The sequence below is a fragment of the Prevotella sp. C561 genome (genome assembly GCF_000224595.1).
Classification (GTDB): Bacteria; Bacteroidota; Bacteroidia; order Bacteroidales; family Bacteroidaceae; genus Prevotella; species Prevotella jejuni.
This window is the reverse complement of the sequence record NZ_JH114140.1, coordinates 185,645-201,629: the sequence shown is the minus strand read 5'-3', so window position 1 is coordinate 201,629 and position 15,985 is coordinate 185,645. Positions and strand designations below refer to the sequence as shown.

The window sequence follows — 15,985 nt, the reverse complement described above, 5'->3', positions numbered from 1 at the left end:
TGATGCTCAAGGTGATTCTTTACGCCTATATGAATAATATCTATTCCTGCCGTCGCATAGAGTCGCTTCTCAAGCGTGACATTCATTTCATCTATCTGGCAGGATATGAGCAGCCTGATTTTATTACCATCAATCGTTTTCGTAATCGTGTGAAAAAGGAAATCAACAATATCTTCACACAAGTCGTATTAGTACTTGCAGCCAAAGGTTTGATAAGTCTTGACGTTGAATATATTGACGGCACAAAGATAGAATCGAAAGCCAACAAGTATACCTTCGTTTGGAAGAGAACCGTGGAAAAGAACCGCGCCAAGTTGCAGGAACAAATACGCACACTCTTGCTTCAGGTTGATGATGTCATAGCGCAGGACAATGCCGCTAAGACAGAAGGTGTCGAGTTTACTGCAGCTCTGCTCGATGAGATATCCAAGGAATTGAACAAGTCTTTGGAATCAGCTCCTGAGCCTAAGACAAAAGAAGAGAAGCAGGCTGTTAGAACCAAGAAAAAACAGCTTAAAGAGCTTGAGAAGAAACGTAATAAACTCCAGGAGTATGACCAACACCTTGAGATTATGGGAGAGAGAAACTCCTACAGCAAGACCGACCCTGATGCCACGTTTATGCACATGAAGGAGGATGCTATGCGGAACGGACAGACTAAGCCTGGATATAATCTGCAGATAGCAACTGAGAACCAGTTCATCACCGACTTTGCACTCTATGCTAACCGTACAGACACGCTCACACTTTCTTCTTTCTTGGAGTCTTTCAAATCACGCTATCATCGTTATGCCAAGACAGTCGTAGCCGATTCGGGGTATGGCTCCGAGGAGAACTATCTGTTCATGGATGTACATAATATGGAAGCCTATGTGAAGTATAACTACTTCCATAAAGAGCAGCGCCCACGCTACACACCTAACCCATTCAGTCCCGCAAGCCTTTATTATAATAAGGAACAGGATTTCTACGTCTGCCCTATGGGACAGCACATGAAGCGTATAGGTATGAAGCGTTCCCTAACCTCTAACGGATTCGTTACTTACAGCGTACGTTATCAGGCAGAACGCTGTGATGGTTGTCCGTTGAGAGGCTCATGTTTTAAGGCAAGAGGGAACAGAATTATAGAAGTAAACCATCAACTACAGCACTATAAACAAAAGGCACGGGAACTACTGACCTCGAAAGAAGGCATCAAGCATCGAGGACGAAGGTGCATAGAACCTGAAGCTGTTTTTGGACAAACAAAATATAATAAAGCCTACAAGAGGTTTAGGCATTTTGGAAAAGACAAGGTCAATATGGACTTTGCCTTCTTTGCTATAGCCTTTAACATAGGGAAAATGTGTAGAAAAACCAATCTCAAGGAACTAAAAGCCGTTATGGAGGTACTTTTTGTAACCTTCAGATACTCTATACAAGTTTATATAGGCTATTTAAAGCCCAATAAATCATTTTATATGAAATTAGCAGCATAGCTGCAGTAAATAATGAATTATGTGGTAGACAAGGTTAAGGGAGAGTAAAAAAAGAGGATGTATCAATTTTGACACACCCTCTTTTTAGTATATATCCTTGTTAATCATGTACTTTTTGTTTTATGACCATTTGTATTAGCCAATAGGTTCTCCAGCACGGGTAACATACGATTGAGGTTACCATATTGAATCATAAAGTTCCAGAAAGGTTCAAACTTCTTCCACCCTCCCATATAAAAAAGATGAGCCAATTGCTGCTTTATGTTATCGTGACCAAAGCTTGCCTTAAAAATATTACTCCATGAATAGAAGTTATGATAAGCCCACTCGTAGCCTTGTTTTAACTCTTCTGCGGTCAATCCCAATGTTTTGTACACAACTGTTCGGGTATCATATTTACTCCAGTCATAGGATGTAATCCGTCCATCTCGTTCCATCTGTTGAAACAGACGAGTTCCTGGATAAGGAGTTAAAACATGGAAAGTTGCTGTTGTTATGCTATGTTCAATTCCCCAATCAACAGTTCGTCGAAATACGTCTTTATCATCATGGTCAAGTCCAAAAACAAAACTTCCGTTTATCATTATACCAAGACTATGCAGTCGTTCAACAGCTGCTACATAATCTTTCGATAAGTTTTGTAGTTTGTTACTTGAACGAAGATTGTCTGGAGAAAATGTCTCGAAGCCTAAAAACAAACTTCGTAATCCTGCCTCGGCAGCTTTTTCTATCAAATTACCATTTAGTACTGCTGCAACAGTAGAGGCACTCTGAAAAACTCTACCCATACCGCGCATACCTTCAAATAATTCTGATGCGAAGTGAGGATTACCTAAAAGATGATCGTCAAGGAAATAGAGATGTCTGCCAGGTAGACTATCAATTTCAGCTAAGGCATCGTCTACCTTTCGGGTGTAAAACGATTTACCCTCGCTATAGAAGGCATCCTTGTAGCAAAAATCGCAATGATGAGGACAGCCACGGGAAACAACAAGCGAGTTTGGTACAAAATACTTCTCTCTTTTAATAAGGTCACGACGTACAGGAGGAATGTTTTCAATACTTCTCCAACTTGCTACATATCGTTTTTGAGGGTGCCCTTCGCGTAAGTCTTTGATGAATCGTGGGAATGCTTCTTCCCCTGGCCCTAAGATAAGTGTGTCGGCGTGTTGTGCAGCTTCATCAGGAAGACTTGTAACGTGAAGTCCTCCCATAACTACATACACACCTCTTCTTCTATACTCATCAGCAATCTTGTAAGCCCTATAAGCATTAGTAACGTAGACTTAAATACAAACCAAATCTGGAGTATCATCCAACTTTAGTTTCTCAATGTGTTGATCTTGTATCTCTACATCGTCATTTTCAGAGAAATAGGCTGCAAGTGTAGCTAATCCCAAAGGTGGAAAAAGCGAGTATTTGATTGGTCGCCAATAAGGGCTTTCTGCCTCTTGCAACGCTGGTAATATCATTTTTACCCTCATGCTATCAATTCTTTATTCTTCAAGATACTATATTAACTTAATAGGGCGGTTAATTATGTAAATCCAATTAACACATAGCTCTTAGATTCCAAACTATCGTTCTTAACAAATATGTTATACAAAAGTCGTTATTACATTTCATATATGCAAACTTTTTTCAAGAAAACTCAATTCGATTAAACTATACTTACATTTTCTTTTCTAAAAGAGATATATTCTGTTTCTATCATTAATATTCTAGTCATTGCTGTGTTTTTTCATAGAATAAAAGAAAAAGACAACGAAAAATTTTGAGGTATGAAAATAAAGTACTATCTTTGCACTCGCATTTGAGATAATGCTTGGTAATTCGGTTAAAGGCCATCTTGGAAGGATGGGTGAGTGGCTGAAACCAGCAGTTTGCTAAACTGCCGTGCGCATTCGCGTACCGGGGGTTCGAATCCCCCTCCTTCCGCTTTATCTCATAATCTCAAATGTATTTTGGTCGATTCATCTAACGGTTAGGATACAAGATTCTCAATCTTGGCATAGGGGTTCGATTCCCCTATCGACTACTAAACATCCTCTTTATGGAAATTATTTACTCTGGTCGATTCATCTAATGGTTAGGATACAAGATTCTCAATCTTGGCATAGGGGTTCGATTCCCCTATCGACTACCAAACGAAAGTTCAGCTATTAGCTGGACTTTTTTGTGTTATATGATTGGTGAATTTTGTGGAGGCGATAGAGATGGAGACAACAGATGTTGGAGGGCAGTAGATATGTAGTTTGTGGAATTGCTTAGACAGTTGGTGAATTTCAATTTGCTGTCACTGCTGTCATCTGTTGTATGTGCTTAACTTGTTAGATTACAGAGAAGTAGATGAAGTGTTAAAAGTGACAGGAAATTAAAATAAAAATATTCTTGTAAGATATGTATATGTACGATGAGGTTAAGAATAGCTTTATAATAAAATCTTTCTTGTCTGCTTAAACTCATATCGGTCGTTAGATTCTAAACATATTTTGTTTTATTATCGAGCAGATAGGTTATCTTTTTAGCGCAGGCGTATCGTGCTATGTTAAGTTACAAAGACAGACAAGATACTGATAAGAAAATAAAAGATGTTAGGAAACAATATCATAGTAATAAAACTATATAATGACTGATTATGGTTAAATACATGCCAGTAGATTAAGCTATTTACCCTTAGAATATACATTTATTGTCGTAAGTAACTCTCCTACTCTATTGTTTCTTATAAGCGTTTATGAAAATAAATTTGGATGTGTTGTGTGAATTAAAGTTGGTATAATGTGCTAAAACAAATAAAGGCTATAGGAAAACCTATAGCCTTTTATTGATTGTATCTTTATAGAATTAATTCTTAAAGAATTCTTTAACGTCCTCATTTGGGACCATCTGCTCATCGAAGATGTAAGCACCAGTCTTAGGGCTCTTTACCATCTTGATAACCTTTGAATATGCGCGACCATCCGTAGAACCTTCGTGGAGGGTAGCGACCGCTTTCTTTGCCATAGTCTATTAATTTTAACTATTAACTATACTACTCTTTTTAGCGAGCTTACTTAATCTCCTTGTGAAGGGTAACCTTCTTCAGAACAGGATTGTACTTCATGAGCTCAAGGCGCTCAGGAGTATTCTTACGATTCTTTGTAGTTACGTAACGGCTTGTACCAGCCATACCACTGTTCTTCATCTCGGTACATTCCAAGATAACTTGGACTCTGTTTCCTTTAGCTTTCTTTGCCATGATATTTAGTCTCCTATTACCTTAATGTCCTTCCAGTCAACATAACCCTTAGACACAGCCTGCTTGAGTGCTGCATCAAGACCTACCTTGTTAATAAGACGAAGACCAGCAGCACTAATCTTCAGCTGAATCCAACAAGACTCCTCTACATAGTAGAATTTCTTGCTGAAAAGGTTAACATCAAAGCTTCTCTTTGTACGGTGCTTTGAGTGAGACACGTTACAACCTATCTGTGCCTTCTTTCCTGTGATTTGACAAATCTTAGACATTTCTATCTTTGTTTTGTGATTCGTTAATTGATACCTATTCCAAACAGGGTGCAAAATTACAAAAAAGTTTCAAATAAGCAAAACTTTTACTACAATAATTACTGCTTTTAAGCTTTTTTGCGAGTTTATTCGGACTTAATATCTAATTCTTTTAGGAAATCAAGGAATAGACGGATTGCTTTGTTTGTTGCAATGGCAAGATTGATGTCACGTCCGAAATCTTCTGTTAACTTAAACGTTTTTACCTCATCTTTGTTGCCGTATGCCAACCAAATAGTACCCACCGGATGTTCTGCTGTGCCACCACCTGGACCTGCTACTCCTGTAGATGCAATGGCAAAGTCTACTCCAATAGCTTTTATAGTACCTAATGCCATCTCACGTGCAACCTCTTCGGATACAGCGCTTTTTTCCTCAAGTACTTCGTGAGATACACCAAGTAGTTTCTCCTTTACTTCATCCGTATAAGCAACTACTCCTCCTTTATAATAATTAGATGATCCTGGGATAGCCATAATTGCTTCGCTGATACGACCACCTGTGCAACTTTCTGCTGTTCCAATTGTGTAACCAGAAGCATAAAGGATGTCACCAATTTGACGTGATATTATCTTACTTTCAAATTCCATAAACTTATTCTTAATTATAGGACTTAATTTTGTTATTATTCAAAAGTTACTTTACTAAATACTGGGATATCCATCTGTGTAAAGTCTTTGTCTTGATACTTGAAGTTACCTACACTGGCAATCATTGCTGCATTGTCTGTCGTGTAGCTAAACTTTGGTATGTAAATTGTCCAACCATAACGCTCTGCATGGTCATGGAACGCATTACGAAGACCATTATTAGCTGATACGCCACCCGCAACAGCTACATGCTTAATGCCTGTCTCTTTAACGGCTAAGCGCAGTTTTTTCATAAGTATATCAACTATCGCATGCTCAAGACTGGCTGCAATGTCTTCTTTATGATGCTCTATGAAATCCGGATCTTCCTCTACCCATTTTCTCATATTATATAAGAATGATGTCTTAAGACCAGAGAAAGAGTAATCAAAGCCTGCAACATTAGGCTCTGCAAACTTATAAGCCAGAGGATTACCTTGACGTGCAAGCCTATCAATGATTGGACCACCAGGATAACCGAGTCCCATCACCTTTGAACACTTATCAATAGCCTCACCAGCTGCATCGTCAATAGTCTGACCGAGTACTTCCATATCATTATAAGCATTCACCTTAACAATCTGAGAATTACCACCAGATACCAAGAGACAAATGAATGGGAATGGAGGCATGTGATTGTCGTCATCGCTTTCCTTGATGAAGTGAGCCATGACATGACCCTGCAAATGGTTTACTTCAATCATAGGGATATTCAATGAACGAGCAAAACCTTTGGCAAAGTTTACACCAACCAAAAGACTACCCATCAATCCTGGACCACGTGTAAAGGCAATGGCTGAAAGTTGTTCTTTAGTAATACCTGCACGCTTCAACGCTTGGTCAACAACAGGAACCACGTTCTGTTGGTGAGCTCTTGAAGCAAGTTCAGGAACAACTCCTCCGTAAGCTTTATGTACCTCCTGTGAGGCTGTTACATTACTAAGGATAACACCATTCCTCAATACGGCAGCACTTGTGTCATCACAACTGCTTTCTATACCTAATATATAAATATCTTCTTTTACCATTTTCTGTTAGATTCTCTCCTAAGAGAATAAAAGACATTAATGTGTCAGAATCTCTAATCCATGTTCTGTCATAACGAAAGTATGCTCCCACTGAGCTGAAGGCTTCTCATCACCTGTGATAACCTCCCAACCATACGGGTCGTCAGCATCAATAAAGACTTTCCATGTGCCCATATTAATCATTGGTTCAATGGTAAATACCATACCGGGAACCAGTAACATACCAGTACCTTTATGTCCATAGTGAACAACATCTGGCTGCTCATGGAACTCGATACCTACACCATGACCACAGAGGTCACGTACAACACCATAGCCATTCTTCTCGGCATGCTTCTGTATAGCATGACCGATGTCACCTACAAAGGAATAAGGCTTAGCTGCTTCAGCACCAATTTCAAGGCATTCCTTCGCTACACGAACTAATCGTTCCTTCTCTGGTGTTGTCTTTCCAATGATGAACATACGACTTGCATCTGCATAATAGCCATCTACAATCGTAGTCATATCAACATTGATAATATCACCTTCTTGAAGAACATCTTCTTTCTTTGGAACACCATGACACACAACTTCATTAATACTTGTGCATACACTCTTAGGATATCCCTCATAGTTCAAGCAGGCAGGGATTGCATTGTGGTCCTTGCAATACTGCATACAGATATCATCAATCTCCTGTGTATTCATTCCTGCGTGGATAGCCTCAGCGACAGCATCCAAACAGCCAGTATTGACTATACCACTCTTTCGGATACCTTCAATCTGCTCAGGTGTCTTAATCATATCACGTGTAGGAACGAGTTTGCCCTTCTTCTCAAGAGCCATTATCTTTAAGTCCATTTCGGTTGGCTCCTGTCCTGGAAGACAGTGCCATCTTTTCTTTTTCAACTGCATATCGTCAATATTATCTTATTGCAATAATAAAGCAAACAAGTATAAGAAAACTATCTTTTCTTCTTATATGCCTACTTAGTCTTTGCAAAAGTACTATAATTCAAAGACAAAACAAAATAAATCAAGTCCTTTCTTATACTCGATATAAATCAATCAATTAACTCTTTATTCAAAAAGGTTGAGTTTGTTCTCTCTTGCCTTGCTCAAGGACAAAACCTTTTGTTGTTCTTCTTTATAACCAGCACGAAGTTTCTCGTATGTTGCGTCTAAGTCTTTGCAGAAACGTTCACGCTCTTTGTCATTAAGCAGTGCTGCTGCTATGGAAGGATTGACAGAAGCGTCTTTAACCCATACAACTGGAGCATCGTATAGTGGAGCAATCTTCAGTGCTACATGGAGTTGAGAGGTTGTTGCACCACCAATCATAACAGGAATATTCAATCCCGCTTCCTTGAATGCTACAACACTGTTTACCATCTCCTGCAGACTTGGTGTAATGAGACCAGACAATCCGATCAAGTCAACATTCTCTTCCTTGGCTTTCTTAATAATCTGATCAGCTGGCACCATAACGCCCAAATCAATTACTTCATAGTTGTTACAAGCCATCACAACGCCCACAATATTCTTTCCGATATCGTGCACATCGCCCTTTACAGTAGCCAATAGCACCTTTCCTGCAATAGCCTTACCATCTACCTTCTCCTTTTCAATATAAGGTTGAAGGATAGCTACAGCATCTTTCATGGTGCGGGCAGTCTTGACAACCTGTGGTAAGAACATCTTACCAGCACCGAACAAGTCGCCTACTTCGTTCATACCCTGCATCAAAGGACCTTCAATAATGTTCACAGCGTGTGGATACTTCTCCAATGCTTCATGAATATCCTCATTCAAATAGGTTGAAATACCTTTACGTAGTGCATATTTTAATCTGTCTTCCAACGCTTCATTACGCCATGCTTCTTGCTCTACTTCCTGCGTAGCACCACCATTCTTTTGCGCTTCTTTTTCCTCAAGAATCTTGTTAGCCAGTTCAATCAGTAGTTCGTCGGCTCCCTCTACCCTATCCAGAACAACGTCTTCAATTATCTTCAGATGGTCTTCTGGTATATCGGCGTATGTCACTTTGGTAGCTGGATTGACAATACCAAAGTCCATACCCACCTGAATGGCATGATAAAGGAATACGGCATGCATCGCTTCACGGATATAGTTATTACCTCGGAAACTAAATGAAAGGTTACTTACACCACCACTAACGTGCGCACCAGGCAGGTTCTTCTTTATCCATTCCGTTGCACGGATGAAGTCGACAGCATAGCTATTATGCTCTTTCATACCCGTACAAATAGCAAGAATATTTGGGTCAAAGATAATGTCCTGAGGTGGAAAACCCACTTTCTCTGTAAGAATCTTATAAGCTCTTTCAGCTATCTCGATACGACGCTCGTAGCTTGTTGCCTGTCCTTCTTCATCGAAGCACATTACAACAACAGCTGCACCGAAGCGCAGTACATCCTTTGCATGGCGAATAAAGACCTCTTCACCTTCTTTCAAAGAAATAGAGTTGACAATCGCTTTACCCTGTACACACTTCAAAGCAGATACAACTACCTCCCAATCAGATGAGTCAATCATCAATGGAACACGAGCAATCTCTGGTTCTGATGAAATCATATTGACGAAATGAGCCATCTCATCTTTTGCCTCCAACAGACCATCGTCCATATTGATATCCAGTACCAACGCACCATCATCCACCTGTTTACGAGCAATGGTCAGCGCTTCCTCGTAGTTCTTCTCTTTAACTAAGCGAAGGAACTTACGGCTTCCAGCAACATTACAACGTTCACCAACATTCACAAATGATATTTCTGGGGTCAGTCGGAACTGCTCAAGCCCAGAGAGAATCATCTCCTTTGGCGCATCAACAGGTATATGAGGTTTCTTTCCTTCAACAACTTTTACGTAGCCTGCAATAAACTCTTCCGTTGTTCCACAACAGCCACCAATGATATTCACAAGCCCTTCATCCACAAAGGAAGCCATCTGTGGTACCATGATTTCAGGTGTTTCATCATATTCTCCCATCGAGTTTGGCAGACCCGCATTTGGATGAATGCTTATATAATAAGGTGCTTTAGCTGCCAACTCCTTCAAATAAGGGCGCATCTGTTCGGCTCCGAACGAACAGTTAAGACCAACAGAAAAGATAGGATAAGACGATACTGATGCAAGGAAAGCATCGAGTGTCTGACCGCTAAGCGTTCTTCCAGACAGGTCGGTAATGGTCACTGACAGCATAATAGGTAGGTCGACACCCGCCTTCTTCATCTCAGACAATGAGGCATCAATCGCTACCTTAGCATTAAGCGTATCAAAGATAGTCTCAATCAACACGGCATCAATACCCCCTTCTATCATCGCAGCAACCTGCTCGCTATAAGCATCAAAGAGTGCATCATACGCAAGGTCACGCTTAGCAGGGTCGCTTACATCAGGGGACATAGAACAAGTCTTGTTCGTAGGACCAATACTACCTGCGACATAACGAGGTTTATCTGTGGTCGAATATTCATCAGCACATTTACGTGCAAGCTTTGCTCCTGCGTAGGCAATATCACGAGAGAAGCTTTCCATGTGGTAATCTGCTTGCGAAACACGCTGTGCAGAGAAGGTGTTAGTACTGATAATATCAGCTCCCACCTCTAAATAACGACGATGAATATCCTCTATGATATCAGGGCGTGACAGGTTCAACATATCATTATTACCCTGATAATTGAGCATCTGCAAAAGTTCAAGGTTACCTCGGAAGTCCTGCTCCGTCAAGTGATATCCTTGAATCATAGTGCCCATCGCACCGTCTAAAATCAGTATTCTATCTTTAATGTTATCCCTTAACTTCATTATGCTTTAATAATGTTTCTTTGCCCGATCCATTTCTCGCCGGTCTTCCTTCTCTTTTAGTGTTTGTCGTTTGTCGTATTCTTTCTTACCTCTTGCCAGTGCAATGTCAACCTTTGCTCGTCCGTTCTCATCAATGAAGATAAGTGTTGGAATGATAGTGAAGCCTGGAGTCTTTGACTCTGCTTCAAGGCTACGTATTTCTTTTCGGTTCAATAGGAGTTTACGGGGGCGTTTTGCTTCATGATTGGCATACGATCCATAGAAATAAGGAGATATGTTCATCCCCTGAACCCACATTTCACCTTTTGTTATATAGCAGTAAGAATCAACCAACGAAGCCTTACCAGCACGTATAGACTTTATCTCAGTACCAGTAAGAACAATACCTGCTGTGTAAGTCTCAACGAAGAAATACTCAAAAGAGGCTTTCTTGTTTCTTATCTGTACAGGTGATTTCTTTCTTTTCTCTTGTTGTTCTTTATTCATTATTCAATTGTTGCAAAATTCTCAATATGGTCATCGATATAGGCTGCAATCATTGCACTCCAGCGTTCTTCATTGACCACAAACTCATCATCAAACTCGTCAAATTCAGGCATCTGTTCATATAAAGCCATGAAATCTTCGTCGGATTCAACAGCTTCGATTGCCTCGTGATACTTTTCGTAATACTTCTTTCCGTGACGAATGTGTGTGTATAGCTCACGAATCCCCCAGTTGCGCATTGCTACAGCAAATGGATTTTTGAAGATAAAGGCACCATAACCATTGTATATCAACTGGACATAACCGCCATCCATCACCTCTTGATGAAGATAACTCCATGCTAACAGTGTTATCTGATCAGCATTCAATTGTTGCATTGTCTCCAATGTCAGCTTGTTATCTATTGCATTGCCAATGGCATCAACAAAGACCTGAACAAAACTGTCCATTCCTTCTTCAACGGCTTTGCGTATATCGCTATCTTTTACTTTGACATCAATCATTGTTATATCTTTTGTTATACAAATCTAAGAGCTGTGCAAGTATCGGCAGAGAAAGACAGTCTTCAAACAACTAAATGTAACTTGCTTCCATTTTGCCGAGTGCAGCTTATTTTCTGCAAAGATAACTTTTTTTTCTCGATTAAGTCTTTAAGAAACGGTATTTCTTTCTTATCAGCCTATATCCAAGCGATTACAGAGCTTATATTTGCTTGTTTTTTAGTTTTACTTGTGCTTTATCCTATATCTTATTATGAACGTAATAACCATTAAACTAACCTGTATGTATTATCAAATATATTTACATGTACGATGGTGTTTTTACTTATAAATAAAGTGGACAACAACATCTATGCATTCAATATATAGTGCACTACATCAGTGGGTTATGTATATGCCAAAGTCAGAGACGCCTAATTAAGTTCTTGAAGGGCGTTAACAACATACAAGAGGGGCGTCTTCTGCAGTGTTGATAAGCCTTGTCTCGAACGTTGTTAGGCATATACTCAAAACAAGAAAGAAAAAGATATGACAAAATAACATGCAGAACAACAGTTCTCCTGATAGACTTATTGGCTACTCCTGTTCTGTCGTATAGATGTAAGTATAAATAGGAGCAAGCTTATTTTCAGACTTCCCTGCCCTCCCATTGAGTCTTTTTTTAGCTACAGAAAAGGCCCACCCATAAAAATGAGCAGGCCTTGTATTCTATCATTATAGTTTGATTAATCCTCAACTGGACTGAAATCATCCTTACCTACACCACATAGAGGGCATACCCAATCATCTGGGATATCCTCAAATGCTGTACCTGGCTCAATGCCACTATCTGGGTCTCCAACCTCTGGGTCATAGATATAACCACATGTATTGCATTCGTACTTCTTCATAATGCTTTGTTTATAATGTTTAAGAATATTGTTATTTTGAATTATATCGTGTGCAAAGTTACAAGTATTTTGGAATAATTACATAATTAATTAGTTAAAAAATGCTATCATATTAATACTTTTCTTTTATACACAAAGACGAAATCTATTGATTTACATACGAGTACGATGATTATAGTCGATAATGATTTACCCTTTAAGGATTGAGCTCGTACAACTCACTCGGTATCTTTCGTTTCAAGACTTCGACCATAAAATCCTTCCCAACAACTATTCCACTGTCTCGCAAAACAGTCTCAATCGTCTTCTTAGCTAACTCTGGATGATTATTTTCATCACTCAGATGGCACAGCCAAACATGGTGTAATATAGGAGAGGCGTTCTCTACAAGTGCTTGTGCACAGGCCTCATTACTTAAATGACCATTAGGTCCACTAATGCGCTCTTTCAAGTGTCTTGGATAAGGACCAGCTATTAATTTCTCCGGTTCATGATTAGCTTCGATCACTAAGTAATTAGAAATGGAAATAAAGTGAGCTATCTCCTCTGTTATATGACCACAATCTGTTATCAACGTAAACCTAATACCATTATGTTCTATTGAATAACCGACGCAGTCTGTACTGTCATGAGGGACTTCAAATGGCGTTACCTTGAACTCACCAATAAGTTTCTCTTCTCCTTTCTCCAAGTATCTAACGAACTGCGCGTCTACTTTTCGCCTCACACACCAGTTTTGGCTAATCCCCGAATGAACTTTTTCTGTTGTATATACAGGTAGTTGCAAATCACCACTTACCGACCCAACCGACTTAACATGGTCAGCGTGATCGTGGGTAATGAGCATATTATGAACCATTTTTAATTGCAGTCCGTAATTGTGGAAATGCTTCTTTAGCGTGCGAATACCGACCCCGCAATCTATCATAAGACAATCTGTGTCAGTAAACAAAAGATAGCAATTACCACTACTACCGCTGCCAAACGATAAAAACTTTAGCATTTTATTTTATTTTAGGCAAATGTAACAAAACTATTCGGATAGACAAAATATTCTATACACTTACCTCTTGATGCGTATTAATTTTAGGAATAATTAATCATAGATGTATCTACGAATCAACTAAAACGGTAGTCCAACGGCAAAATGGAATGTAAAGTCACGCTTTAAGTTAGGATGCCACAACGCATAGTGGTCTTCCACGCTTGTATAAGCTGGATTTATCGCTTTCATACCACCATCAAAACGAATGATGAAGTAATCGAAGTTAAGACGAAGACCGAGTCCGTAAGCTACTGCTATTTGCTTGTAAAAATCTTTAAAAAGGAACTGTCCACCTGGTTGGTCAGCATAATCACGTAGTGTCCAGATGTTTCCTGCATCTACGAAGGCCGCTGCGTCAAGTTTCCAAAACAGATGTGTACGATACTCTGCATTCAAGTCAAGCTTCATGTCACCCGTTTGATTAATGAAATCTATTCGACCATCAACACCTCTGAACTTTCCTGGTCCTAATTCTCTCACACTCCATCCACGCACAGAATTGGCTCCACCTGAGAAATACCTCTTCTCGAATGGGAGGACAGTACTATTCCCGTATGGAATAGCGATACCCAATCCTCCATGCAAGGCTAAGGCGTTTCGTTCGTCAAAACGAATTACCTTTGTATAATCAAAGTCAAACTTTGCATACTGCGCATAGGCTATATTAAAGAGTGTTCGCTTTCCTTCGCTATTCTCCTTAAACCTAAAGATACCACTTAAAGCATTCAGCATATTACCAGCTAACTCGACCTTTGCTCTGAGCGCATAGTTAGTACTACTATAGTTCAGTCCAAATCCTGTTCTTAAGATGAACAAGTCTTGATAGTTATAACGCAAGATAGCATTACGTGTTGTCACATTGTCGAGGTAATCATGCTTAAAGGTTTCACTAATCCAAGGCATATATACATAGCTAAGATTAAGTAAATCAAAGTCGTATGTCAAGTGATGTACAGGGTTAGACCAGTGGTATTTCCATGCAGAAGAGAAGACTCTCCGATGGAACTCTGGTCTGTTTTGCAGGTTCCAGCCCACTGATACCTCTGATGTTGCACTACTTCTCCTTTTGAATTCCTTAGAGAGAAAAGGTGCTAAGAAGCGTGGGAAGCGCAGATGTGCTTGTACGCTATACTCTTCATAATCACTATTCTTATAGCCTTCAAGACCTTTGATGGCCTCAAAAGCAGCTCGAAACTCCAGGCTTAAATGCTCGCTACCTCTAAAGAGGTTCCTATTCTGATAAGAGAGAACAGCCGCAGCACCTAAGTCACCAGCCGTGTTCGTTCCCTCTGGTTGGAATGATATGGTGTTAGGCTTGTTGTTTGATACTTGGATGTCAGCATCTAAATAACGTGTAGACGAGGTTGTATAGGTGAAAGCCTTACCTATTTTCAGACTATCATAACGAGGTGCTTCTCTAAAGTTTATATTTGTGTAACGAACAGCCCCTAATCGTGAGAAGTTATTATAAGTCTTTTGTAAATCGGTGGCAGAAAAGTACTTGCCTTTCTCTATCAGTGTATTATCTTCTAAGATACCCTTTCTAAGATGGAAACCCGTTGAGTCTCCAGGGATGAAATTTACACTATTAATAACATATCGAGGATGGAGTGTAGGAGTAGAATTGCTATTCTCAACATACTTCATCAAGTGTAATGTTACGTTCACATGCTGTCTACCTTGCGTAGAGTCGGCTGTGTAATAGATAAAATCCTTGTGAAACCGATAGTATCCAGAGTCGTTAAGGATGTGTGTGAGTCTTTTACGCTCATTATCCAATGATGTAACCGTAAATTGTCGTGGACGTTTTGTATCTGAGTTGAGCTGCGACTCCAGTACTCTCCTTATGACAGAGTCCTCTATCTCATAGTTAAATCGATCAATGATGTATGGCTCTCTGGGATGAAGAAAGTAATTAAGGACAAGTTTCTTACCTCTTACTTTTTTCTCCAAATCGACAGTAGCATTCATATAACCCATGTTCTGCAACGCAACAGTCAGGTCTTCAGAGGAAAGACGAGCCTGAACAGAGTCGTACAACACAGGTTCTTCGCCCATTTTACGGAGTGTGCGATTAATCCATCTTGTGGTATCTTTCCCTGCCATGGTGTATGTTCCTAATGGTATCTTGAATAGAGAGAACCAGCGTGAATTACCTTTTTGGCGTACGTATTGCATAAGAAGTGACGAATTAACATCCTTCTTATCAGAGTGTAACTCAACCTTATCCAATAAGTATTGTCCGTCAGGAACAAACTTATCTGACGAACATGCCACGACAATAAATATCGTCATAACGACAAAGACAGGTGCAATTAATCTGTATAGCTTTGAAGACAGCATTGATATCCTAATTATTTTAGCAGCAAAACACATATAAGTGAGCGCAAAAAAAGTTTACTTTCAATTTGCCGAACGCAGCTTATTTTATGCAAAAATAATGCAAGTGAGGGCAAAGAAAGTTTACTTTCGATTTGCCGAACGCAGCTTATTTTATGCAAAAATAATGCAAGTGAGGGCAAAGAAAGTTTACTTTCGATTTGCCGAACGCAGCTTATTTTATGACAAAA

17 protein-coding genes and 3 tRNA genes are annotated in these 15,985 nt (G+C 39.6%); 6 read left to right on the top strand and 14 right to left on the bottom strand.

Features of this window, described 5'->3' with window-relative positions; translation table 11 throughout:
- A partial coding sequence (locus tag HMPREF0666_RS02370) for an IS1182 family transposase (protein WP_009010700.1) occupies window positions 1-1,478 on the top strand: 1,478 nt, incomplete at its 5' end.
- Between the two features lie 104 nt (window positions 1,479-1,582).
- Here HMPREF0666_RS02370 and HMPREF0666_RS02365 read toward each other — a convergent pair.
- Window positions 1,583-2,704: a radical SAM protein gene (locus tag HMPREF0666_RS02365; RefSeq protein WP_232214044.1), complete on the bottom strand. Its 1,122-nt coding sequence runs from the start codon at window positions 2,702-2,704 to the stop codon at window positions 1,583-1,585.
- A 60-nt stretch (window positions 2,705-2,764) separates the two neighbouring features.
- Window positions 2,765-2,962 carry a hypothetical protein gene (locus HMPREF0666_RS17840; RefSeq protein WP_009010698.1) on the bottom strand — a complete coding sequence of 66 codons (198 nt, stop codon included), beginning with the start codon at window positions 2,960-2,962 and terminating at the stop codon, window positions 2,765-2,767.
- Window positions 2,963-3,329: 367 nt separating this feature from the next.
- On the opposite strand from HMPREF0666_RS17840, the gene HMPREF0666_RS02360 reads away from it, so the two are divergent.
- From HMPREF0666_RS02360 to HMPREF0666_RS02350, 3 genes are all read left to right on the top strand, one after another.
- Window positions 3,330-3,416: transfer RNA gene (locus HMPREF0666_RS02360), tRNA-Ser, on the top strand.
- 28 nt (window positions 3,417-3,444) lie between these two features.
- A tRNA-Glu gene (locus tag HMPREF0666_RS02355) sits at window positions 3,445-3,516 on the top strand.
- A gap of 33 nt (window positions 3,517-3,549) precedes the next feature.
- A tRNA-Glu gene (locus tag HMPREF0666_RS02350) sits at window positions 3,550-3,624 on the top strand.
- Window positions 3,625-4,325: 701 nt separating this feature from the next.
- On the opposite strand, the gene HMPREF0666_RS16370 is transcribed toward HMPREF0666_RS02350, so the two are convergent.
- The 12 genes from HMPREF0666_RS16370 to HMPREF0666_RS18610 form a co-directional block, all read right to left on the bottom strand.
- Window positions 4,326-4,484, bottom strand: coding sequence for a DUF4295 domain-containing protein (locus HMPREF0666_RS16370; protein ID WP_004359785.1), 159 nt, complete (start codon window positions 4,482-4,484; stop codon window positions 4,326-4,328).
- A gap of 46 nt (window positions 4,485-4,530) precedes the next feature.
- On the bottom strand, window positions 4,531-4,719 hold the full coding sequence (rpmG, locus tag HMPREF0666_RS02345; RefSeq protein ID WP_009010697.1) for a 50S ribosomal protein L33: 189 nt from the start codon (window positions 4,717-4,719) through the stop codon (window positions 4,531-4,533).
- A gap of 5 nt (window positions 4,720-4,724) precedes the next feature.
- Complete coding sequence (gene rpmB / locus HMPREF0666_RS02340; RefSeq protein ID WP_009010696.1) at window positions 4,725-4,988, bottom strand: 50S ribosomal protein L28; 264 nt, start codon at window positions 4,986-4,988, stop codon at window positions 4,725-4,727.
- A 125-nt stretch (window positions 4,989-5,113) separates the two neighbouring features.
- Window positions 5,114-5,617 carry a CinA family protein gene (locus HMPREF0666_RS02335; protein ID WP_009010695.1) on the bottom strand — a complete coding sequence of 168 codons (504 nt, stop codon included), beginning with the start codon at window positions 5,615-5,617 and terminating at the stop codon, window positions 5,114-5,116.
- 35 nt (window positions 5,618-5,652) lie between these two features.
- Window positions 5,653-6,684 carry a tRNA (adenosine(37)-N6)-threonylcarbamoyltransferase complex transferase subunit TsaD gene (gene tsaD, locus HMPREF0666_RS02330; protein ID WP_009010694.1) on the bottom strand — a complete coding sequence of 344 codons (1,032 nt, stop codon included), beginning with the start codon at window positions 6,682-6,684 and terminating at the stop codon, window positions 5,653-5,655.
- A 36-nt stretch (window positions 6,685-6,720) separates the two neighbouring features.
- A complete protein-coding gene (gene map, locus HMPREF0666_RS02325) occupies window positions 6,721-7,581 on the bottom strand; it encodes a type I methionyl aminopeptidase (protein WP_004359774.1) in 861 nt (286 codons plus the stop codon).
- Window positions 7,582-7,746: 165 nt separating this feature from the next.
- Window positions 7,747-10,494, bottom strand: a complete 2,748-nt coding sequence (gene metH, locus HMPREF0666_RS02320; protein ID WP_009010693.1) for a methionine synthase — start codon at window positions 10,492-10,494, stop codon at window positions 7,747-7,749.
- A 6-nt stretch (window positions 10,495-10,500) separates the two neighbouring features.
- Window positions 10,501-10,980: an SsrA-binding protein SmpB gene (smpB, locus tag HMPREF0666_RS02315; RefSeq protein ID WP_009010692.1), complete on the bottom strand. Its 480-nt coding sequence runs from the start codon at window positions 10,978-10,980 to the stop codon at window positions 10,501-10,503.
- Window positions 10,980-11,483, bottom strand: coding sequence for a DMP19 family protein (locus tag HMPREF0666_RS02310; protein ID WP_009010691.1), 504 nt, complete (start codon window positions 11,481-11,483; stop codon window positions 10,980-10,982). The genes smpB and HMPREF0666_RS02310 overlap by 1 nt, the downstream gene beginning before the upstream one ends.
- A gap of 722 nt (window positions 11,484-12,205) precedes the next feature.
- On the bottom strand, window positions 12,206-12,370 hold the full coding sequence (gene rd / locus HMPREF0666_RS02305) for a rubredoxin (protein ID WP_009010690.1): 165 nt from the start codon (window positions 12,368-12,370) through the stop codon (window positions 12,206-12,208).
- 196 nt (window positions 12,371-12,566) lie between these two features.
- The gene (locus HMPREF0666_RS02300) at window positions 12,567-13,373 is read right to left on the bottom strand and encodes an MBL fold metallo-hydrolase (protein ID WP_009010689.1); all 807 of its coding nucleotides are present in this window, start codon (window positions 13,371-13,373) and stop codon (window positions 12,567-12,569) included.
- Window positions 13,374-13,493: 120 nt separating this feature from the next.
- Window positions 13,494-14,147: a BamA/TamA family outer membrane protein gene (locus HMPREF0666_RS18610; protein WP_369750530.1), complete on the bottom strand. Its 654-nt coding sequence runs from the start codon at window positions 14,145-14,147 to the stop codon at window positions 13,494-13,496.
- 381 nt (window positions 14,148-14,528) lie between these two features.
- On the opposite strand from HMPREF0666_RS18610, the gene HMPREF0666_RS18605 reads away from it, so the two are divergent.
- On the top strand, window positions 14,529-14,621 hold the full coding sequence (locus HMPREF0666_RS18605) for a hypothetical protein (protein WP_369750529.1): 93 nt from the start codon (window positions 14,529-14,531) through the stop codon (window positions 14,619-14,621).
- A gap of 1,174 nt (window positions 14,622-15,795) precedes the next feature.
- A partial coding sequence (locus tag HMPREF0666_RS17835; protein WP_083822502.1) for a biotin synthase occupies window positions 15,796-15,985 on the top strand: 190 nt, incomplete at its 3' end.

Bases quoted from the DNA above. Each gene is read 5' to 3' on its own strand.
- tsaD (WP_009010694.1), bottom strand. From the start codon at position 6,684: ATGGTAAAAGAAGATATTTATATATTAGGTATAGAAAGCAGTTGTGAT.
- HMPREF0666_RS17840 (WP_009010698.1), bottom strand. From the start codon at position 2,962: ATGAGGGTAAAAATGATATTACCAGCGTTGCAAGAGGCAGAAAGCCCT.
- metH (WP_009010693.1), bottom strand. From the start codon at position 10,494: ATGAAGTTAAGGGATAACATTAAAGATAGAATACTGATTTTAGACGGT.
- HMPREF0666_RS02300 (WP_009010689.1), bottom strand. From the start codon at position 13,373: ATGCTAAAGTTTTTATCGTTTGGCAGCGGTAGTAGTGGTAATTGCTAT.
- HMPREF0666_RS16370 (WP_004359785.1), bottom strand. From the start codon at position 4,484: ATGGCAAAGAAAGCGGTCGCTACCCTCCACGAAGGTTCTACGGATGGT.
- rpmG (WP_009010697.1), bottom strand. From the start codon at position 4,719: ATGGCAAAGAAAGCTAAAGGAAACAGAGTCCAAGTTATCTTGGAATGT.
- rd (WP_009010690.1), bottom strand. From the start codon at position 12,370: ATGAAGAAGTACGAATGCAATACATGTGGTTATATCTATGACCCAGAG.
- map (WP_004359774.1), bottom strand. From the start codon at position 7,581: ATGCAGTTGAAAAAGAAAAGATGGCACTGTCTTCCAGGACAGGAGCCA.
- smpB (WP_009010692.1), bottom strand. From the start codon at position 10,980: ATGAATAAAGAACAACAAGAGAAAAGAAAGAAATCACCTGTACAGATA.
- HMPREF0666_RS18605 (WP_369750529.1), top strand. From the start codon at position 14,529: ATGTGCTTGTACGCTATACTCTTCATAATCACTATTCTTATAGCCTTC.
- rpmB (WP_009010696.1), bottom strand. From the start codon at position 4,988: ATGTCTAAGATTTGTCAAATCACAGGAAAGAAGGCACAGATAGGTTGT.
- HMPREF0666_RS02335 (WP_009010695.1), bottom strand. From the start codon at position 5,617: ATGGAATTTGAAAGTAAGATAATATCACGTCAAATTGGTGACATCCTT.
- HMPREF0666_RS02310 (WP_009010691.1), bottom strand. From the start codon at position 11,483: ATGATTGATGTCAAAGTAAAAGATAGCGATATACGCAAAGCCGTTGAA.
- HMPREF0666_RS18610 (WP_369750530.1), bottom strand. From the start codon at position 14,147: ATGCTGAATGCTTTAAGTGGTATCTTTAGGTTTAAGGAGAATAGCGAA.